Below are 18,198 nucleotides of genomic sequence, written 5' to 3'. Positions count from 1 at the left end.
GCCCGACTTACGGGGCGATGCTCGGTAAGCCACCCACATCGCGACATCATCGAGAGCATCGCCCATGGGCATCAAATGCGGCATCGTCGGTCTGCCTAACGTCGGCAAGTCCACCCTCTTCAACGCGCTGACCAAGGCCGGCATCGCGGCGGCCAACTTCCCGTTCTGCACCATCGAGCCGAACACCGGCATCGTGCCCGTGCCCGATCCGCGCCTGAACGAGCTGGCGGCCATCGTGAAGCCCCAGCGCATCATTCCCACCACCATGGAATTCGTCGACATCGCGGGCCTCGTGGCCGGCGCGTCGAAGGGGGAGGGCCTGGGCAACAAGTTCCTCGCGCACATCCGCGAAACCGACGCCATCGCCCACGTGGTGCGCTGCTTCGAAGACGGCAACGTCATCCACGTGGCGAACAAGGTCGATCCCATCGCCGACATCGAAACCATCGACACCGAGCTGGCGCTGGCCGACCTCGAGTCCGTGCTGAAGGCGTTGGATCGCGCCACGCGTGCAGCCAAGGCCAACGACAAGGACGCCCTGGCCCGCAAACCCGTGCTCGAGAAGCTCGCCAAGGTGCTCGACCAGGGCAAGTCGGCGCGCACCGCCGGCCTCGACGCGGAAGAGAAAGCCCTCGTCCGCGACATGTTCCTCATCACGCTCAAGCCGATCATGTACATCGCCAACGTGGCGGAAGACGGCTTCGAGAACAACCCGCACCTCGACGCCGTGCGCGCCCGCGCGCAGGAAGAGGGTGCCGAGGTGGTGCCGGTATGCGCCGCCATCGAGGAAGAACTCGCCCAGCTCGAGGACGCCGATCGCGACGAGTTCCTGAAGGACCTCGGCCTGGACGAGCCCGGTCTCAATCGCGTGATCCGCGCCGGTTACAAACTGCTCGGCCTGCAGACCTACTTCACCGCCGGCGTGCAGGAAGTGCGCGCATGGCAGGTCCGCGCCGGTTCCACCGCGCCGCAGGCGGCAGGCGTCATCCACACCGATTTCGAGCGCGGCTTCATCCGCGCCGAAACGGTGGCCTACGACGACTACATCAAGTTCAAGGGCGAACAGGGCGCGAAGGAAGCCGGTCGCCTCCGCCTCGAAGGCAAGGAATACCTCGTCAAGGAAGGCGACGTACTGCACTTCCGCTTCAACGTCTGACCGACATCCCATCGAAAGGCCCCGGCGATCCCGGGGCCTTCTCGTTTCGATCGGTCAAGAAGCCCGGCGCGTGCGGGCGTAGCGTGATGGCTCCCATGAAGGAGCCGCGCGTCATGATCGAACGCCTCACCGCCCTCGGCATCGTGTTGCCGCCGCCCCTCGCCGCGTTGGGTTCGTACCGCGTCGTCTCCGTCGACGGCGACACGGCCTACGTCTCCGGCCTGGGACCTTTCATCGACGGCAAGCCGGTCAAGGGGCGCGTATCGGCCGAGTTGTCGCTGGCGGAAGGTTACGACGCCGCGCGGATCACGATGCTGATGATCCTCTCCTGCCTGCATGACGCGGTCGGCCTCGATCGCGTCGAACGCTGCACGCGCCTGACCGTCTACGTGCGCGCCATCGACGGCTTCACGCAACATCCCGCGATCGCCGACGGTGCAAGCGACCTCCTGCGTGACGTGTTTGGCGCAGACCGTCTTCCGGCCCGCAGCGCGCTCGGCGTGCATACGCTGCCGATGGGTATTCCGGTGGAGATCGACAGCGTCTTCAGGCTGTCACCGCGCGCTTGAACCGCCATCCCGGACGCGGCATGCTCGGGGTTCGTATCGGGGAATGACGACTCATGCGCTTCCTGCAGCTTTCCGATTTCGCCGGACGGATCGGCGACGCATTCTCGGTCGACGTCGAAGGGCAGGCCGCCTCGTTCACCCTGGTCGAGGCCGTTCGGCTGCCTGGCCGCCAGGTGCCCGGCATGGTCCGCGAGCCATTCTCGCTGGTCTTCCGCCATGAAGCAGCCGTCGTGTTTCCCCAGCGCATCTACGCCATGAACGGCTCGACCCTGGGCGATTTCGGCATCTTCCTCGTGCCGGTCGCACGAGACCGCGACGGCTTTCTCTACCAGGCGGTGTTCAACTGATCCACTGCATCGCGAGGTGCGAACCGTTTTCGCCGATCACCTGAAAACCGAGTCGCCGATAGAAGGCCTGCGCGTGGTGATTGGCCTGACTCACCTGCAACGTCACGCTCTGCCGGGCGCGCGCGGCCCGTGACATCAGCGCCTGCATGAGGCGTGTGCCGTGTCCCTTTCCCTGGTCGCCGATGCACAGGCTGATATCGATCACGTGGCGATGGTCGTCGCGATCGTCGACGTAGAACCTTCCCACGGGAACGCCCTGTCGTTCGACGATGAAGAAATCCGCCCGGGCGAAGTGCGTCACATAGTGCCGATGCTGGAGCGCGAACTGGGAATCCAGGAAGGCGTCAAGCACCGCTTCGGGCCATGGCACGATCGCGAGTTCGCCGGCTCGGGAGTCCGCGTAGAGACGCCTCAGGAACGCCACATCGCTATCCGTCGCCCGCCGCAGGTCGAGGCCATCCGGCACGAGGTCGGAGACCGACCCCGTGCATGGAGGAAACGGCGTCCATGGGCCGTTCACGAAAACGACGGAAAAACGCCCTCGGTGGCGATGCAGTAATTCAGTACGAGATACGGCTGTCGATTCTCATGCGGCAGGGTGCCGCCTGTGGCACCGATCGTCTGCGGCGCGAACATGCTGTTGAGGGGTGGCGTGCCGTTGATGAAGCTCGAGGCCTTGGTCGAATTTCCCAGCGCCGCCCCCGAGTTCGGAGCGGTCAAACGATTGGTGCCCTGGACGTAGGCGTTCAGGGCGTGATCGTGATTCGGCATCTGCGCGCTCAGCAACGTGATCGATTCGGAGCCGGCGGCTTCCCCCAGCACCATGGGCGGAAGCCCCGGGCCGGTGCCCTGGCCCGCCGGGGCGCGCCCGCAGTAGTTGGGCAGGGCGAACGTGGTGGTGCCGTTGCCGCCGTAGTTCGTGCCGAGCAGGGCGAAGAGCGCGCTGTATTGCTGGATCGAAAGAATCTGCCCGGCGCAGAGTAGCCAGCCCTGGGTCGGGTAATTGAAGCCGAACAGCCTGATTTCACCGATGTAGGGATCCATGACGATTTCTCTCTGATGATCTGGTCGGGTCAGGACTGCGACGGAAAGACGCCGAGGTAGGCGATGCAGAAGCTCGCCACCAGCGTCGGCATCATGTTGTCGTGCGGCTGATTGCCGCCCTGGGCCTGTAGGGTGTTGGCGTTCATGGGCGCGGGCTGCACCGTGACGGGGTTGATGTAGAACTGGTCGGCGGGTGCCGGCGGCGGCGCGTTGTTGACGATGGCGGCCGTCATCAATCCGTTCGGCGCGCCCGACGTCGCATTCGCGGTGACCGCGTACATCGGGTGGCTATGGGTGGGAAGCTGGGACGACGTCAGCGTCACCTGCAGCGTGCCGCCGGTCGAGCCTAGGGGGCGCGGCGTCAGGCCCAGGCCGTTGCCCTGGTGAAGCGGCACTTGTCCGCGAAGATCGGGTACGCCGAAGGTCGTGATCCCATCGCCGCCATAAGTGGTTCCCAGCAGCGCATAGAGAACTTCGTACTGGGCGATCGACTTCAGGCTGCCGTCGCACGCGAACCAGCCGTCCGGGATGCGCGGAAAACCGAAAAGGCGAATCTCGCCTACGTATTGGTCGCTCATGGAAATTCCGTCAGGACTGATGGGGAGGGAACACGCCGGTCAGCGCGATGGCGAAGCTGATCGTCCGGAAAGGCTGCATGTTGGCGTGGCCTTGACCGCTGCCGTTCGGGCCGACGGTGGTTCCGGCAAGAGGCACCTTCGGGCCGCTCGGATCGCCATAGATGAACTCGGACGGATTGTTCGCGAAGTAGTTGCCGCCGGGTGCCTTGATCGTGGCGCCCTGGTTCGTGGCGATCACGAAATGGTTGTGCGCCGGCATCTGCTGTTCGGTGAGCACGACGTTCTCCACGCCCGCGGATTGGCCGATGGGGTAGTTGGAGCCGCCCGGCAACGGGCCCTGGCCGACCGGCGTGCGGCCCTGCAGGTTCGGAAGCATGAAGTTGCTGGTTCCATTGCCGCCGTAAGCGATGCCGAGCAAGGCGAATAACGCCGAGTTCTGCGCGATGGGCAAGGTCTGCCCGTTACAGAGCGCGTACCCTCTCGGCGCGAAGTTGAAGCCGGCCATCATGATCTGGCCGAGGTATGGATCGGACATCGTTTTCCCCCATGGATGCGCGGGCTGGAGTGACGCGCGGCCGACTCTTGCCGGTTTGGCAAGATGAATTCAAGTGCCGATTCGCTGCGCCTTGGCGTACGCGTCGAAACGCAGTCGATGCATGGAAGCCTGTCGGCGAAGCGATGCCCCAACCGATGCGGACGACGGTTGAATTGCCGAATTGACGTAATCAGCGGCTTTCACACGACGGCGCAAAACGCCGGGGTAAGATAAGATTTCTCACAGGGGAGAAACGCCAGCGCGCATCGCGTCATCCGGATGTCGGAGTCGTCGCGCTGGCTTGCAGGGGAAAAACATGTTGCCGTTGTCGTCGAACGGACGTAGCGCGAAGGCGCTGCGCCGGAATAGGGGTGTGCCGCATGCGCTGGCGTGGTTGCTGTTGCTATGGATCGGCGTCGCGTCCAACGCATGGGCCGATTGTTCCGGCACGCAGACCGCGCAAATTCCGAGCGGAGGGACGGTGTTCTTCAACTGCGCCGACTCGACGGGCGGGTTTTCGCAAGTCATCACGCCGCCGCAGCACGGTACCGTCGATCCGAACGGAGGCACCGACACCAACCCGTTCGGGATGCCTTACGTAAACAACGGCGACGGCGCGACCTCCGACAGCTTTACCGTTACCGATGGACAGGGCGTTCCGGTGAACTTCGTGGTGACCATCGGCGCCGCGTCGTTGACGATTACGACGACCAGCGTGCCATCGCCCACGTACAACGTTTCCTACTCGCAGCAGGTGCAAGCCACCGGCGGTACCGCGCCGCTGACGTTTTCGATCTCCAGCGGCGCCTTGCCCCCAGGCATTACCTTGTCGAGCGGCGGCCTCCTTTCCGGCACGACCGTCCAGACCGGCACCGCGAGCTTCACCGTGCGCGTGACGGATTCCGCCTCGCACACCGCCCAGCAGTCTTTCAGCGTCAACGTCGCGGAGCCGCAGATCACGCTGCAGCCCACGACGGTGCCCAACGGCACGCGCGGTGTGGGCTACACGTCGACGACCCTCTCCGCCACCGGCGGTGCCGGTCCCTACGCCTTTTCCGTCAGCGCGGGTTCGTTGCCCAATGGTCTGTCGTTGTCTCCGGGCGGCGTGCTCAGCGGCACGCCCACGACGGCGAATACCTTCAATTTCACCGTACGTGCCACCGACGTCAACGGTATCTCCGGTATCGCGTCGTACACCGTGGTGATTTCGGCGCCGCCGTTGTCGATCTCGACCACCAGCCTGAACGCGATGGCCTACGGCCAGCCCACCTCCCAGCAGGTGCAAGCCACGGGTGGAACGCCGCCGTATACCTACACGATCACCAGTGGCGCACCGCCGGGCATCGTCATCGCCGGTGACGGCACGATCTCGGGTACGCCCACCTCGGCGGGCGTCTACGACATCGCCGTGCACCTTGCCGATGCGTCCTCTCAAACGGCCGACAAGACGTTCACCGTCACCGTCGCCACGCCCAGCCTGACGATCGCGCCGACCAGTCTCCCCGCGGGCGTGGCAACCCGTGCCTACACCACCACCACGGTGACGACCACGGGCGGCGTCGCGCCCTACACGTATACGCTGAGCGGCACGTTGCCGAGCGGCATGACGTTCGATGGATCCGCCGGCACCTTCAGCGGCACGCCGACGCAGTCGGGCGACTTTCCGGTCTCGGTCATCGTCAAGGACAGCACGCCGAACAACAACAATACGCCGGCGACGGCCACGCAGAACTACACGTTGCAGATCGCCGCGCGGCCGACGATCACGGTGGCGCCGGCCAGCGTGGCGAACGGCACCTACCACCAGCCGTATTCGCAGACGTTTACCGCATCCGGGGGAACGGGTTCGTACACGTTCTCAGCCACCGGCAACCTGCCACCGGGCCTGGCGCTAGGTGCGGGCGGTGTCCTCTCGGGTACGCCGACGACGGCTGTCGGCGGACCGTTCAACTTCACCGTCACCGCCACCGACGGGCAGGGTTTCACCGGCGACGGGAATTACTCGATCACGATCGCCGCGATCGCGCCGGGCAAGCCCACCGGCGTCTCGGCGACGGCCGCCTCCGGCGCCGCGTCGGATCCCGCGTCGGCCGTGGTGTCGTTCTCGGCGCCAGCGGAAAACGGTGGCTCGCCCATTGCCGAATACGTCGTCACGTCGGACCAGGGTGGTTTCACCCAGTCCGGCGCGGGCAGTCCGATCACCGTTGCCGGACTCGCTCGCGGCACGAGCTACCGCTTCACCGTCACCGCCCGGAACCAGGCGGGCCTGACCGGCGATGCGTCCGATGCCTCGGCGGCGGTGACGCCGATGATCACCGACACGATCACGTTCCCGCCCCCCGGCGCGCAGAACTTCGGCACCACGCCCACGCTGACGGCGTCGGCGGCATCGGGACGCCAGCCGACGTTCTCCTCGACGACCCCACAGGTCTGCACGATCACGTCCGGCGGCACGCTGACGTTCGTCAAGGCCGATCCGGCGTGTTCGATCACGGCCAGCCTGGGTGCCAGTGGCCCGTACGAAGCGGCGGCGCCCGTCACGAGGACGTTCGCGGTCAACGCCATCGCGCCCGGCGCGCCCGTCATCGGGCAAGCGACGACGACGCCGGTCGCGGCGGGGCAGGTCACCGGTACGGCCAGCGTGTCGTTCTCGGCCCCGGCCGATAGTGGCGGGTCGACGATCACCGGCTACACGGTGACGTCGCATCCGGACGGCATCACGGCCTCGGTCGGAGCGGGCGCGACGAGCGCCACGGTCACGGGTCTTACCCTGGGGCGGCCGTACAACTTCACCGTGTCGGCCACCACGGGTTCCGCGGGTGCCGGTCCCGACTCGGGCACGAGCAACACGGTGACGCCGATGGCCGGGCAGGCCATCACGTTCGACGATCCGGGTTCGAGGAACTTCGGCGAACTCGTCGACCTGCATGCCACGTCGACGTCGGGACTCACCGTGTCGTTCGCAAGCCAGACGACGAACGTCTGCGAGATGAAGTCCGCCACGCAGATCCAGGGCATCGCGCCGGGCACGTGCACGGTCCGCGCGAGCCAGGCGGGTTCCGTCGCGTACGAGGTCGCTCCCGCGGTCGACCGGTCGTTCACGATCCTCGTGCCGGGCGGCGCGGTGACGATCACCACCGCATCGCTTCCCGCACCCACCCGTGGCGTGGCCTACGCGCAGACCATCGTGGCGGCCGGCGGTGCGCAGCCGTACACCTTCACGGAGAGCGGTGCGCTGCCCAGCGGCCTGGCATTCAACAACGGAACGATCTCGGGAACGCCCACGCAGTCGGGTTCGTATTCGATCCAGGTGACGGTCACCGACCAGGCGAGTCAGACCGACTCGAAGGGCTACAACTTCACCGTCATCGCCCCGGCCCTCACCTTCACCCCCGCCTCGTTGCCGGTCGGCAAGGTCGGCGCCGCCTATCCGGCCACCACCATCGCCGCCTCCGGTGGCATCGCGCCGTACGCCTATGCGGTGGCCTCGGGCACGCTCCCGGCCGGCCTGACGTTGTCGTCGGGGGGCGTCCTCAGCGGCACGCCGACCGGCGCGGGTTCGTTCCCGATAACGATCAGGGCGACCGACAGCTTCGGCGAGACGGGCGATCAGGCCTACACCGTCACGGTCGGCGATGCGACGCCTGTCGCGGTCGACGACGCCGCCACGGTGGGTGCGAACGGCAACGTGAGCGTGCCGGTCACGACCAACGACACCGGCGGTCCGATCACGAGCATCGCCGTGAGTCAGCAGCCCGCGCACGGCACGGCCACGGTCAACGGCCTCAACGCGGTGTACACGCCGGCGCACGACTTCTTCGGCACCGACACCTTCAAGTACACCGGCACCGGTCCGGGAGGTACGTCGAATGCGGCGACCGTGACCGTGACGGTGTCTCCCGGCGTGGTGCCCACGGTAACGACGCACAAGGCTACCGTGCTTGCCGGAAAGCCGGTGACGATCCATGCCGCCGAGGGAGCGACCAACGGTCCATTCACCGCAGCGGCCGTCGTCGATGCGCCGTCGAGCGGTACGGTGCAGGTGCAGGGCACCGATCTCGTCTACACGCCCGCGGAGGACGCCTCGGGCGACATCACCTTCACCTACACGTTGAGCAACGCTTTCGGCGCATCGCAGCCGGCCCAGGTCACGGTCACCGTCAATCCGCTGCCGGTCGCTCCGCCGGTATCCGCCACCGCGCTGCAGGGGCGCGATGTGCGGGTGAATCTCTCCGCCGGTGCGCGGGGCGGCCCGTTCACCGGCGCCGACGTGGTGTCGGTGTCGCCGGCCCATGCCGGTGCGACCCGCATCGAAAGCGCGGCGGATGGCTATACTCTGGTGTTCAACGCCGCGCCCAGCTTCACGGGCGGCACGGTGCAGATCGCCTATACGCTGCGCAACGCCTACGCCACCTCGGCGCCGGGTTACGTCACCGTGACGGTCACGCCGCGTCCCGATCCGTCGAAGGATCCGGAAGTGCTCGGCGTGCTCTCGGCACAGGCGGACGCTACCCGCCGCATGGCGGTGGGGCAGATCAGCAACTTCCAGCGTCGTCTGGAGATGCTGCACAGCGGCGGTGCCAACGGTTTCACCAACGGCATCACGATCGCTTCGGCGGGCTCGAGCCGCGGCAAGGATGCGTATGCCGACCTGCGCAGTGCGCATGACGAAGCCAGTCGCCGTTACTTGGTGCAGCCGGATGCCGATTCGGCCGCTTCCACGGCCAATGCCACGTCGCAGCACGGCACCCTGCCGGGCGACGTCTCGGTGTGGACGGGGGGCGCGGTCAACTTCGGCAAGAGCCAGGTCGGCGGCAGCGACAACGGCACCGACTTCACCACTTCGGGCCTGAGCTTCGGCGTCGACAAGCAGTTCAGCGACAAGCTCGCGGTCGGAGCGGGCGTCGGCTACGGCCACGACAACAGCGACGTCGGCAACAACGGCAGCCGCAGCGCGGTGGACAGCTACAACGTGGCGCTCTACGGCAGCTATCGTCCGACCGCGTCGTTCTACATCGATGCACTGGCCGGTTATCAGTGGCTGTCGTTCGATTCGCATCGCTTCGTCACCGCCGATGGCAACCGGGTGACCGGCAGCCGCGACGGCAAGCAGTGGTTCGCTTCGATGTCGGCCGGATACAACCACGTCGGTGACGACATGCAGTTCACGCCCTACGGTCGGCTCGACGTGGCCCGTGCGCGCCTGGATGCCTTCACCGAACACGGCGACGACATTTACGCACTCGACTATCGCGGCCAGACGGTGAAGACCACCACGGCGACGGTGGGTGTGTTGGCTCAGTGGTCGGCCAAGCGCGACTATGGCATCTGGGCTCCCCAGCTACGCGCCGAGTTCGGCCACGACATGCAGGGCTCCAGCCAGGCCGCGATCCGCTACGCCGACATGCTCGACGGTCCGCTGTACCGCGCGACGCTGTACCGGCAGTCGCGCAACCACACCTTGCTGGGCGCGGGCATCGTGCTTCAGACCAACGGCGGGTGGATGCTGCGCGCGGAGTACCAGAACCAGCTGGACAACACGAGCCGCGACAACCAGTCGATCCTGCTGGGCGTGGAGAAGAAGTTCGGGCCGTGACGGATGGCTAAGGCATGAAACGAAAAGCCCCGGCAAATGCCGGGGCTTCTTTGTGGGGCATCGCGAAAACCGCATGCGCAGGAGCGACGTGATGGTCGATGCGCGCAACGGTAACGCTTGCCGCTCGTCGTTCCCGAGCAAGCGGGAACCCAACGCCTTGAGCCCGGTTTTCGCGAGGCGCCCGGCCCCGATACTAAAAAGCGCAATTGAATCGCTTGCAAAGCAATATCGACGTCCCTACATTGCTTTCATGAGCAAGAAAGCCCTCCCGCCCGGCCTCGAAGCGCCCCGCACCCTCGACGGGCAGCTGTGCTTCGCCCTGTATTCGGCCAATCTGGCGATGGGCAAGCTCTACCGCCAGCTGCTGGCGAAGCTCGACCTCACCTATCCGCAATACCTGGTGATGCTCGTGCTGTGGGAGGGCGACGGCATGACGGTATCCGACCTGGGCGAGCGGTTGTTCCTGGACTCGGCCACCCTCACGCCGTTGCTCAAGCGCCTGCAGGCGGCCGGTCTCGTGCAGCGCACGCGGGGTACGCGCGACGAGCGCCAGGTGATCGTCACGTTGACCGACAAGGGCAGGGCGCTGCGCGACGAAGCGAGCCATGTCCCCATGGACGTCTTCTGCGCCACGGGGTGCGAGGTCGACCAGTTGGTGGGCCTCAAGGCCCAACTGGAAACGCTTCGCTCGGGCCTTATCGCCAACAACGAGGGTTAGTCGCGCGGCGGGGTCAGTTGTTTCTGGATGTGGTCCAGGTACTGGTCCAGCTCGGCGACGCTGGCGAACACTTCGGCCACCGGTACCGCCTTCACGATCTCGAACACCTTCCTCACCTGCGGCGGCGGATTGAGCAGCAGCGTGCGGCCGTTGCGATCGCGCATCTGTTTGCGCAACACGGCGAGGCTGCGCAATCCCGCGCTGCTGATGTAGTCGAGCGCGGACAGGTCGAGCACCAGGGTGCCGCCGTTGTCCACCAAGGGCGTGATGTCACGCATGGTCTCGTCGAAGCTGGCGAAGGTTTCGGCGTCGAGGCGCCCCTCGAGCCAGACGGTGCTCCGCTCGGGAGTGGGGCTTTCGCTGCGCACGGTGAGGGTCATGGCGAGGGCTCGTCGGGAAGGGTCGGGCAGAAGCGCGCGATGGTGATGTTGAGGTTGCCGTCGCGGACGTATGTCAGGTCGTCGGCGATGTTGTGGATCAGGTGCAGGCCGAGGCCGCCGATCTCGCGGTCGGCGATGTCCCCGGACAAGTCCGGGAGCTCGTGCCCGCGCGCGTCGAAAGGCTGGGCATCGTCTTCCAGCTTCAACTGCACGTGATCGCGATGGATGTCGATGAAGATACTGATCTCGCCGTCGCGCCCGCCGGGATAGCCGTGACGGACGATGTTGACCAGCAGCTCTTCCAGCACGAGCCGCACGTCGGCACGGCAGGCCTCGTCGATGTGATGGCGGGCCAGGTGACCGGCGGCCTGGTCCAGGGCGGCGAAGACGTCCTCCAGCCGATTAGGAATGCGCAATCGCATCGATCCGGACTCCTTCCGTGCGGCCTTCGTGCCAGGTGAGCGCGAGTAACGCGATGTCGTCGTAGGCGACGGCGCCCTCGACGTAGGCGTCCACGTCGCGCAGCACGCGCTCGACGTAGGTTTCCGGCGTGGCGTCGCCATCGACGCGCGACACGCTTTCGAGCAGGGCGTCCGTCCCGAAGAGCCGCTGGTTTCCCGCGTGCGCTTCGCTGACGCCGTCGGTGTACATGAGCAAGGTATCGCCCCCCAGTAACGAGAGTACCCGCACAGGGTACCTCGCTTCGGGGTCGAGGCCGAGGGCGGGACCGGTTTCCACGTCCACCAGCAAGGCGCTGCCGCCGGCGTGCAGCACCGGCTGTTCATGGCCGGCGCTGGCCAGGGTGAGCAGTCCCGTGCCGGTTTCCACCACGCCGCAGAGCAGGGTTACGAACATGCAGGTGTCGTTTCCCTTGCACAGTTCCCGGTTGAGGGCCTCGAGGATGTCGCTCGGCGAGCGGGCATGGGTGGCCAGGGTGCGGGCGAGGGTCACGGTGCGCGCCATGAACAGCGCCGCCGGGATGCCCTTGTCGGAGACGTCGCCCACCATGACGCAGACATGCCGCGCGCCCAGGGCGAAATAGGTGTAGAGGTCGCCGCCCACGGCCGACGCGGGGCGCAGCGTGGCGTGCAGTTCGATGCGGCCGTCGCCGTCCAGCCAGTGCGGGGCAGGGAGCAGGGCAAGCTGGATCTGGCGCGCGATCTCCAACTCGCTGGCGATGCGCTCCTGTTCCCGCGCCACGCGCTTGGCCGAATCGATGTGCCCGGAAAGCTGGTGCCGCATCTGGTCGAAGGCGCGGGTGAGCCGTCCCACTTCGTCGTCGCGGCGCACGTCGGGCAGGACGAAGTCGAGGTCGCCGCGGGATACGTTCTCCGCCCGGTCGGCCAGCACCGTGAGCGGCGCCATCAGGCGCCGGGTGATGGTCAGGGCGATCAGCGACACCCCGATCAGCGCGAGCATGCCGAGCACGAGGTCCACGAGGTAGGTGCGGCGAAGGTCGGCCAGTACCTCGCGTTCGGGCATGGTCAGGCCGATGGTCCAGCGGGTGCCCCGGATCGGCACGAAATACACCCAGACCGGCTCGCTGACCCGCCCGCCCTCCTGCGGCGTGATGCGCACGGGCGTTCGACCCTGGGCCACCGCCGAGAGCAGGGGGCGGCTGCCCCGGGTGCCGACGTAGGACAGCCAGTCGTGGGCCAGGAACTCGCCGTCGCTGTCGAGCACGAACGCCGAGGCATGGGCGGGCTTGTCCAGCGAGCCCAGCAGGGCCTGCAGCCACTCGAGGCTGATCGTGGCTTCGACCACCCCTTGCACGGGTACCGACCTGCCGGGGATGGCGATGGTGTAGCCCACCTGGGTATCCGGCCGTGTCGCCGTGCGGAACGGCGGCTGCCAGCATCCGGCATCGCAGTTGAGGCCGCGCACGAACCACGGAGCCGTCCAGTAGGGTTCGGGATCGGCCCGGTGGCTTTCCATGGCGATGCGGCCTCCCGGCGAACGCCTCGCTACCGGGGCGTCGTCGTCCTTCGGGGCGCCGGTATCCCGGGGGATGAACGCGCTGCCGATCGCGACGATCTCCGGATTCACCGCCAGGGCGTCGTGCAATAGCGTGGCCGCCTGCTCTCGCCGGGTGCCGAGCTGTCCGGCGAGTACCCGGGCCACGCGCGCCACGCCGTCGATGCGACCCTGGATGCGCGCCGAGGCGGAGGCGGCGATGGCGGCCGCTTCGTGGCGGGTCTGTTCGAGCATCTGCTCCCGGGTGTGCGAAAGCATCAGGCCGCCGGTCACGATCAGCACGATCGCCGAGCCGGCGAGTACTCCCAGGGCGAGCCGCGAGGCGACACTGCGCAGGACCATCGCAAGGCTCCGGTAGGGTGTGGGGAAAAATCTATGCTGATGGAAGCGACGTCACAAGCGCGTCGCCCGCATAATGGGTCATTTCCAAGCAAGGCCGCACCATGTCCGGTACCCAGCGCGAAGTCGAGTTCCGTTTTCTGGCCCAGCCCACCGACGTCAATTTCGGCGGCAAGGTCCATGGAGGGATGGCGATGAAATGGCTCGACCAGGCCGGTTACGCCTGCGCCGTCGGCTGGAGCGGGGCATATTGCGTCACGGTGTCGGTCAGCGGCATCCAGTTCCTGGCCCCGATCCTCATCGGCGACCTGGTCACGGTGCGCGCCCGCCTCATCCACACCGGCACCTCGAGCATGCATCTGGCCGTCGACATCCTCGCCCGCGACCTGCGTAGCGGCGAACAGCGTCTGGCGACCAGCTGCGTGATGGTCTTCGTGGCCATGGACAAGGCCGACGGCGGCAAGCCCACGCCGGTGCCGCCCTGGACGCCGGTGGAGGCGAGGGATCTCAAGCTGCAGGAGTACGCCCTGAAGCTCATGGAGATGTCGCGGGCGATGGAGCCGCTCGTGATAGCCACCCGCGAGGCCTGAGTGGCGTCTTTTCGCTTCACATGCAGCTAACGCCCCTGTACACTTCGCGGCCCACCCGCCGACCACCCGTATCGGTGGGATTGTCCAGAGCTCCCCGAAGCATCCCCGGCGTGATTCGAACGTACGGAAGATGTTGACAGTATCCGGGGCGCTCGCGACAATAGGCGTTCTTTGTTGGAGGAATACCCAAGCGGCCAACGGGGGCAGACTGTAAATCTGCTGGCTTACGCCTTCGGTGGTTCGAATCCACCTTCCTCCACCAGTACGAGTTCCGCGTAGTGCGGGAGTAGTTCAATGGTAGAACTTCAGCCTTCCAAGCTGATTGTGCGGGTTCGATTCCCGTCTCCCGCTCCATTGTTCTTGCACGCGCTGCGTTTCGTGCTCATGTAGCTCAGTCGGTAGAGCACTTCCTTGGTAAGGAAGAGGTCGCTGGTTCGATTCCAGTCATGAGCACCATCTTCGTCGTCCGCGACGGTTCCTTTTTCACTATCTCATTGGCTCCAGCGGAGTTTAGCGCTCATGGCAAAGGGTAAGTTCGAACGCACCAAGCCGCACGTCAACGTCGGCACCATCGGCCACGTCGATCACGGCAAGACCACGCTGACGGCTGCCCTGACCAAGGTCGGCGCCGAGCGTTTCGGTGGCGAATTCAAGGATTACGGCTCGATCGACGCCGCGCCGGAAGAGAAGGCTCGTGGCATCACGATCTCGACCGCCCACGTCGAATACGAATCGCCGACCCGTCACTACGGTCACGTCGATTGCCCGGGCCACGCCGACTACGTCAAGAACATGATCACCGGTGCCGCCCAGATGGACGGCGCGATCCTGGTGTGCTCGGCCGCCGACGGCCCGATGCCGCAGACCCGTGAGCACATCCTGCTCTCGCGTCAGGTCGGCGTGCCGTACATCGTGGTGTTCCTGAACAAGGCCGACATGGTCGACGACGCCGAGCTTCTCGAGCTCGTCGAGATGGAAGTCCGCGAACTGCTTTCGAAGTACGAGTTCCCGGGTGACGACACCCCGATCATCTCGGGTTCGGCTCGTCTCGCCCTCGACGGCGACCAGTCCGACATCGGCGTGCCGGCCATCATCAAGCTGGTCGATGCGCTCGACACCTGGATCCCGGAGCCGCAGCGCGAAATCGACAAGCCGTTCCTGCTGCCGGTCGAAGACGTGTTCTCGATCTCGGGTCGCGGCACGGTGGTGACGGGTCGCGTCGAGCGCGGCGTCATCAAGGTCGGCGACGCGGCTGAAGTCGTGGGTCTGCGTGATACGCAGAGCACCACGGTGACCGGCGTCGAAATGTTCCGCAAGCTGCTCGACCAGGGTCAGGCCGGTGACAACGTCGGCGTGCTGGTCCGCGGTCTGAAGCGTGAAGACGTCGAGCGCGGCCAGGTGCTGGCCAAGCCGGGTTCGGTCACCCCGCACACGAACTTCGAAGGCGAGATCTACGTGCTTTCGAAGGACGAAGGCGGTCGCCACACCCCGTTCTTCAGCAACTACCGTCCGCAGTTCTACTTCCGTACCACGGACGTGACGGGCTCCATCAAGCTGCCGGAAGGCACCGAGATGGTGATGCCGGGCGACAACGTGAAGATCACGGTCGAGCTGGGCTTCCCGATCGCCATGGACGAAGGTCTGCGCTTCGCTATTCGCGAAGGTGGCCGTACCGTCGGCGCCGGCGTGGTGTCGAAGATCATCAAGTAATATGTGACGCCGGCCCCTTGGGGTCGGCGCCCTGTCGCGGGGCGGTCGATGTCGCATCGTCCGCCCTCGCGGTTTAACCGTTTCACTTGTACGCCAGTAGCTCAATTGGCAGAGCAGCGGTCTCCAAAACCGCAGGTTGGGGGTTCGAGTCCCTCCTGGCGTGCCATTCCTGAGCGCGCATGAACACGAAGGCACAAGAAGCAGCCAAGGGTGTGGGCCCGGCCGATATCGGCAAGCTGGCGCTTGCGCTGGTCGTGCTCGCCGCCGGTATCGCCGGCTTCTACTATTTCTCCGATAACCCGTCCGTGCCGTCCTTCGTGCGCGTGATCGGGGTGATCGTCGCCGTTGTCGCCGCCCTGGCGATCGGTTCCTTCACGGTCCCGGGCCGTAAGCTGCGCGGCTTCGTCGCCGAGTCGCAGTTCGAGTTGCGCAAGGTCGTCTGGCCGACGCGCGACGAAACGCTGAAGACCACGGGTATCATTATCGTGGTCGTCATCATTCTTTCGCTGCTGATGGGCTTGATCGACTGGTTGTTGAAGACGATCGTGCTCGATTGGCTGCTCAAGCTCGGACATTGAGGTAAGGCATGAGCAAACGCTGGTACGTCGTTCACGCCTATTCGGGGTTCGAGCAGCAGGTTCGCAAGGCCCTCGAAGAGCGCGTCAAGCGCGAGGGTATGGAAGAGAAGTTCGGTGAAATCCTGGTTCCGACCGAGGAAGTCATCGAAATGCGCGGCGGCCAGAAGCGCCGCAGCGAGCGCAAGTTCTTCCCTGGCTATGTTCTCGTCCAGATCGAAACCGATACCAGCGGCAAGACGCCGCGTATCGACGACGAATGCTGGCATTTGGTCAAGGAAACCCCGAAGGTCATGGGTTTCATCGGCGGTACTGCCGATCGTCCGCATCCGATTCGTGACAGCGAGGCCGACAACATCCTGAGCCGCGTGCGCGAGGGTGTCGAAAAGCCCCGTCCCAAGGTGCTCTTCGAGCCGGGCGAGATGGTTCGCGTCACCGATGGTCCGTTCAACGACTTCAACGGCGTGGTCGAAGAGGTCAACTACGAAAAGAGTCGTCTCCGCGTCGCGGTGCTCATTTTCGGTCGTTCCACCCCGGTCGAACTCGAGTTCGGCCAGGTCGAGAAGGCCTGAGGCGCTCATACCGCCTTATCGGCACGGGGTTTGCTTAACCCGGGCCGACTGCCTATAATGCCCGGTCCACGCTGGAGCTTTGTGCTCCGGCGTGTCCGTGTTTCAGGGGTCGCAAGAGCGATGCCCATCACCCCCAGGGATGGTCTACAGCGAGGAGCCGCAAGGCGCCAGCACTCGCGAGGAATGTAAAATGGCAAAGAAAGTCATTGGTTACATCAAGTTGCAGGTAAAGGCCGGTCAGGCCAACCCGTCGCCGCCGGTCGGTCCGGCGCTCGGTCAGCGCGGTCTGAACATCATGGAGTTCTGCAAGGCCTTCAACGCCGCCACGCAGAAGCTCGAGCCGGGTCTCCCGATCCCGGTCGTGATCACCGCCTACTCCGACCGTACCTTCACCTTCATCACGAAGACCCCGCCGGCCTCGATCCTCCTCAAGAAGATCACGGGCGTGGCCAAGGGCTCGCAGAAGCCGAACACCGACAAGGTGGGCAAGGTCACCCGCGCCCAGCTCGAGGACATCGCGAAGCAGAAGGAGCCGGATCTCACGGCTGCCGATCTCGATGCCGCCGTGCGTACCATCGCCGGCAGCGCGCGTTCCATGGGTCTGGTGGTGGAGGGTTAAGACATGGCAAAGCTCACCAAGCGTATGAAGGCCGCCGCGGCCGCCGTCCAGCCGGGCAAGACCTACGCGCTCGACGAAGCGCTCAAGATCGTCAAGGACAACGCCAAGGCCAAGTTCGCCGAATCCGTGGACGTCGCCGTCCGCCTCGGCATCGACGCCAAGAAGTCCGACCAGGGTGTCCGTGGTTCCTCGCTGCTGCCGCACGGCACCGGCAAGACCATCAAGGTCGCCGTGTTCGTGCCGCCGGGTGAAAAGGCCGACGCGGCCCTCGCCGCCGGTGCCGACGCCGTCGGCATGGACGACCTCGCCGAGAAGATGCAGGCCGGTGATCTCGACTACGGTCGCGTCATCGCCACGCCGGACGCCATGCGCGTCGTCGGTAAGCTCGGCCAGGTGCTCGGTCCCCGCGGCCTGATGCCGAACCCGAAGGACGGCTCGGTCACCGCCGACGTCGCCACCGCCGTGAAGAACGCCAAGGCCGGTCAGGTCAAGTTCCGCAACGACAAGGGCGGCATCATTCACGCCACCATCGGCAAGGCCAGCTTCGATGCCTCGCAGCTCGCCGACAACCTCAACGCGCTGCTCGGCGACCTGCTCAAGGCCAAGCCGGCGGCCGCCAAGGGTCAGTACATCCAGAAGGTGGCGCTGTCGAGCACCATGGGCGTGGGCGTACCGGTCGATACCTCGACCGTGACCACCTCGGCCAAGTAAGACGTTTGAACGACCCGCGCCGGTTCGCCGGCGTGGGCGCGTTTTTGAGGGCGGCCGCGGTTGAAACACCGCGGCAGCCGTCAAAGACCGCAGGCGCGATCAGCGCGCGACGGCGACGAGCAGGGAGCTCGTGTTGGCACGGACACGCCGTCGTCGAGAGCGGGATCGCTTAATCGGATGCCTCC

At 65.9% G+C, this 18,198-nt stretch carries 18 protein-coding genes and 4 tRNA genes; 15 read left to right on the top strand and 7 right to left on the bottom strand.

Annotated features, from left to right (window positions below; all coding sequences use genetic code 11):
* Positions 1 to 64: 64 nt before the first annotated feature.
* From ychF to L2Y94_RS16955, 3 genes are all read left to right on the top strand, one after another.
* Positions 65 to 1,156: a redox-regulated ATPase YchF gene (gene ychF, locus L2Y94_RS16965; protein ID WP_247369701.1), complete on the top strand. Its 1,092-nt coding sequence runs from the start codon at positions 65 to 67 to the stop codon at positions 1,154 to 1,156.
* A 113-nt stretch (positions 1,157 to 1,269) separates the two neighbouring features.
* Positions 1,270 to 1,725, top strand: coding sequence for a RidA family protein (locus L2Y94_RS16960; RefSeq protein WP_247369686.1), 456 nt, complete (start codon positions 1,270 to 1,272; stop codon positions 1,723 to 1,725).
* 53 nt (positions 1,726 to 1,778) lie between these two features.
* Positions 1,779 to 2,072 carry a DUF6916 family protein gene (locus L2Y94_RS16955; RefSeq protein ID WP_247369669.1) on the top strand — a complete coding sequence of 98 codons (294 nt, stop codon included), beginning with the start codon at positions 1,779 to 1,781 and terminating at the stop codon, positions 2,070 to 2,072.
* Here L2Y94_RS16955 and L2Y94_RS16950 read toward each other — a convergent pair.
* From L2Y94_RS16950 to L2Y94_RS16935, 4 genes are all read right to left on the bottom strand, one after another.
* Positions 2,065 to 2,496: a GNAT family N-acetyltransferase gene (locus L2Y94_RS16950; RefSeq protein WP_247369666.1), complete on the bottom strand. Its 432-nt coding sequence runs from the start codon at positions 2,494 to 2,496 to the stop codon at positions 2,065 to 2,067. The two genes, L2Y94_RS16955 and L2Y94_RS16950, sit on opposite strands and share 8 nt — an antisense overlap.
* Positions 2,497 to 2,588: 92 nt before the next feature.
* Positions 2,589 to 3,116, bottom strand: a complete 528-nt coding sequence (locus L2Y94_RS16945) for a phage tail protein (RefSeq protein ID WP_247369652.1) — start codon at positions 3,114 to 3,116, stop codon at positions 2,589 to 2,591.
* Between the two features lie 29 nt (positions 3,117 to 3,145).
* Entirely contained in the window at positions 3,146 to 3,694 is a 549-nt protein-coding gene (locus tag L2Y94_RS16940) for a phage tail protein (RefSeq protein WP_247369649.1), read from the bottom strand.
* A 10-nt stretch (positions 3,695 to 3,704) separates the two neighbouring features.
* Entirely contained in the window at positions 3,705 to 4,229 is a 525-nt protein-coding gene (locus L2Y94_RS16935; protein ID WP_247369633.1) for a phage tail protein, read from the bottom strand.
* Positions 4,230 to 4,545: 316 nt separating this feature from the next.
* On the opposite strand from L2Y94_RS16935, the gene L2Y94_RS16930 reads away from it, so the two are divergent.
* Positions 4,546 to 9,825 carry a putative Ig domain-containing protein gene (locus L2Y94_RS16930; RefSeq protein ID WP_247369630.1) on the top strand — a complete coding sequence of 1,760 codons (5,280 nt, stop codon included), beginning with the start codon at positions 4,546 to 4,548 and terminating at the stop codon, positions 9,823 to 9,825.
* Positions 9,826 to 10,075: 250 nt separating this feature from the next.
* The gene (locus tag L2Y94_RS16925; protein WP_247369629.1) at positions 10,076 to 10,543 is read left to right on the top strand and encodes a MarR family winged helix-turn-helix transcriptional regulator; all 468 of its coding nucleotides are present in this window, start codon (positions 10,076 to 10,078) and stop codon (positions 10,541 to 10,543) included.
* On the opposite strand, the gene L2Y94_RS16920 is transcribed toward L2Y94_RS16925, so the two are convergent.
* From L2Y94_RS16920 to L2Y94_RS16910, 3 genes are read right to left on the bottom strand one after another with little or no spacing between them, the layout of a single operon-like run.
* On the bottom strand, positions 10,540 to 10,923 hold the full coding sequence (locus L2Y94_RS16920) for an STAS domain-containing protein (protein WP_247369627.1): 384 nt from the start codon (positions 10,921 to 10,923) through the stop codon (positions 10,540 to 10,542). The genes L2Y94_RS16925 and L2Y94_RS16920 overlap by 4 nt on opposite strands.
* Positions 10,920 to 11,345 (bottom strand): ATP-binding protein, encoded by a 426-nt coding sequence (locus L2Y94_RS16915; RefSeq protein ID WP_247369624.1) that lies wholly within the window; start codon positions 11,343 to 11,345, stop codon positions 10,920 to 10,922. The genes L2Y94_RS16920 and L2Y94_RS16915 overlap by 4 nt, the downstream gene beginning before the upstream one ends.
* Positions 11,326 to 13,239 (bottom strand): SpoIIE family protein phosphatase, encoded by a 1,914-nt coding sequence (locus L2Y94_RS16910; protein ID WP_247369622.1) that lies wholly within the window; start codon positions 13,237 to 13,239, stop codon positions 11,326 to 11,328. The genes L2Y94_RS16915 and L2Y94_RS16910 overlap by 20 nt, the downstream gene beginning before the upstream one ends.
* A gap of 101 nt (positions 13,240 to 13,340) precedes the next feature.
* Here L2Y94_RS16910 and L2Y94_RS16905 point away from each other — a divergent pair, with 101 nt between their 5' ends.
* The 10 genes from L2Y94_RS16905 to rplA all read left to right on the top strand — a co-directional run bounded on the left by L2Y94_RS16905 (position 13,341) and on the right by rplA (position 18,013).
* Positions 13,341 to 13,826, top strand: coding sequence for an acyl-CoA thioesterase (locus tag L2Y94_RS16905; protein WP_144915302.1), 486 nt, complete (start codon positions 13,341 to 13,343; stop codon positions 13,824 to 13,826).
* A 176-nt stretch (positions 13,827 to 14,002) separates the two neighbouring features.
* A tRNA-Tyr gene (locus L2Y94_RS16900) sits at positions 14,003 to 14,088 on the top strand.
* 18 nt (positions 14,089 to 14,106) lie between these two features.
* Positions 14,107 to 14,180 (top strand) — tRNA-Gly (locus tag L2Y94_RS16895).
* A 26-nt stretch (positions 14,181 to 14,206) separates the two neighbouring features.
* Positions 14,207 to 14,282: transfer RNA gene (locus tag L2Y94_RS16890), tRNA-Thr, on the top strand.
* Between the two features lie 63 nt (positions 14,283 to 14,345).
* A complete protein-coding gene (tuf, locus tag L2Y94_RS16885; RefSeq protein WP_247369619.1) occupies positions 14,346 to 15,536 on the top strand; it encodes an elongation factor Tu in 1,191 nt (396 codons plus the stop codon).
* Between the two features lie 90 nt (positions 15,537 to 15,626).
* A tRNA-Trp gene (locus L2Y94_RS16880) sits at positions 15,627 to 15,702 on the top strand.
* A gap of 13 nt (positions 15,703 to 15,715) precedes the next feature.
* Positions 15,716 to 16,114, top strand: coding sequence for a preprotein translocase subunit SecE (gene secE / locus L2Y94_RS16875; protein WP_144917079.1), 399 nt, complete (start codon positions 15,716 to 15,718; stop codon positions 16,112 to 16,114).
* A gap of 8 nt (positions 16,115 to 16,122) precedes the next feature.
* Positions 16,123 to 16,683, top strand: coding sequence for a transcription termination/antitermination protein NusG (nusG, locus tag L2Y94_RS16870; RefSeq protein ID WP_144917078.1), 561 nt, complete (start codon positions 16,123 to 16,125; stop codon positions 16,681 to 16,683).
* Positions 16,684 to 16,873: 190 nt separating this feature from the next.
* Positions 16,874 to 17,302: a 50S ribosomal protein L11 gene (gene rplK, locus L2Y94_RS16865; RefSeq protein ID WP_247369617.1), complete on the top strand. Its 429-nt coding sequence runs from the start codon at positions 16,874 to 16,876 to the stop codon at positions 17,300 to 17,302.
* A gap of 3 nt (positions 17,303 to 17,305) precedes the next feature.
* Positions 17,306 to 18,013: a 50S ribosomal protein L1 gene (rplA, locus tag L2Y94_RS16860; RefSeq protein ID WP_247369614.1), complete on the top strand. Its 708-nt coding sequence runs from the start codon at positions 17,306 to 17,308 to the stop codon at positions 18,011 to 18,013.
* Positions 18,014 to 18,198: the final 185 nt, after the last annotated feature.

It is taken from the genome of Luteibacter aegosomatis (genome assembly GCF_023078455.1).
Taxonomy (GTDB): Bacteria; Pseudomonadota; Gammaproteobacteria; order Xanthomonadales; family Rhodanobacteraceae; genus Luteibacter; species Luteibacter aegosomatis.
The sequence above is the reverse complement of the archived record's forward strand: the minus strand, read 5'-3'. Positions and strand labels throughout refer to the sequence as shown.

Bases quoted from the DNA above. Each gene is read 5' to 3' on its own strand.
- ychF (WP_247369701.1), top strand. From the start codon at position 65: ATGGGCATCAAATGCGGCATCGTCGGTCTGCCTAACGTCGGCAAGTCC.
- L2Y94_RS16960 (WP_247369686.1), top strand. From the start codon at position 1,270: ATGATCGAACGCCTCACCGCCCTCGGCATCGTGTTGCCGCCGCCCCTC.
- L2Y94_RS16955 (WP_247369669.1), top strand. From the start codon at position 1,779: ATGCGCTTCCTGCAGCTTTCCGATTTCGCCGGACGGATCGGCGACGCA.
- L2Y94_RS16945 (WP_247369652.1), bottom strand. From the start codon at position 3,116: ATGGATCCCTACATCGGTGAAATCAGGCTGTTCGGCTTCAATTACCCG.
- L2Y94_RS16940 (WP_247369649.1), bottom strand. From the start codon at position 3,694: ATGAGCGACCAATACGTAGGCGAGATTCGCCTTTTCGGTTTTCCGCGC.
- L2Y94_RS16935 (WP_247369633.1), bottom strand. From the start codon at position 4,229: ATGTCCGATCCATACCTCGGCCAGATCATGATGGCCGGCTTCAACTTC.
- L2Y94_RS16930 (WP_247369630.1), top strand. From the start codon at position 4,546: ATGTTGCCGTTGTCGTCGAACGGACGTAGCGCGAAGGCGCTGCGCCGG.
- L2Y94_RS16925 (WP_247369629.1), top strand. From the start codon at position 10,076: ATGAGCAAGAAAGCCCTCCCGCCCGGCCTCGAAGCGCCCCGCACCCTC.
- L2Y94_RS16920 (WP_247369627.1), bottom strand. From the start codon at position 10,923: ATGACCCTCACCGTGCGCAGCGAAAGCCCCACTCCCGAGCGGAGCACC.
- L2Y94_RS16915 (WP_247369624.1), bottom strand. From the start codon at position 11,345: ATGCGATTGCGCATTCCTAATCGGCTGGAGGACGTCTTCGCCGCCCTG.
- L2Y94_RS16910 (WP_247369622.1), bottom strand. From the start codon at position 13,239: ATGGTCCTGCGCAGTGTCGCCTCGCGGCTCGCCCTGGGAGTACTCGCC.
- L2Y94_RS16905 (WP_144915302.1), top strand. From the start codon at position 13,341: ATGTCCGGTACCCAGCGCGAAGTCGAGTTCCGTTTTCTGGCCCAGCCC.
- tuf (WP_247369619.1), top strand. From the start codon at position 14,346: ATGGCAAAGGGTAAGTTCGAACGCACCAAGCCGCACGTCAACGTCGGC.
- secE (WP_144917079.1), top strand. From the start codon at position 15,716: ATGAACACGAAGGCACAAGAAGCAGCCAAGGGTGTGGGCCCGGCCGAT.
- nusG (WP_144917078.1), top strand. From the start codon at position 16,123: ATGAGCAAACGCTGGTACGTCGTTCACGCCTATTCGGGGTTCGAGCAG.
- rplK (WP_247369617.1), top strand. From the start codon at position 16,874: ATGGCAAAGAAAGTCATTGGTTACATCAAGTTGCAGGTAAAGGCCGGT.
- rplA (WP_247369614.1), top strand. From the start codon at position 17,306: ATGGCAAAGCTCACCAAGCGTATGAAGGCCGCCGCGGCCGCCGTCCAG.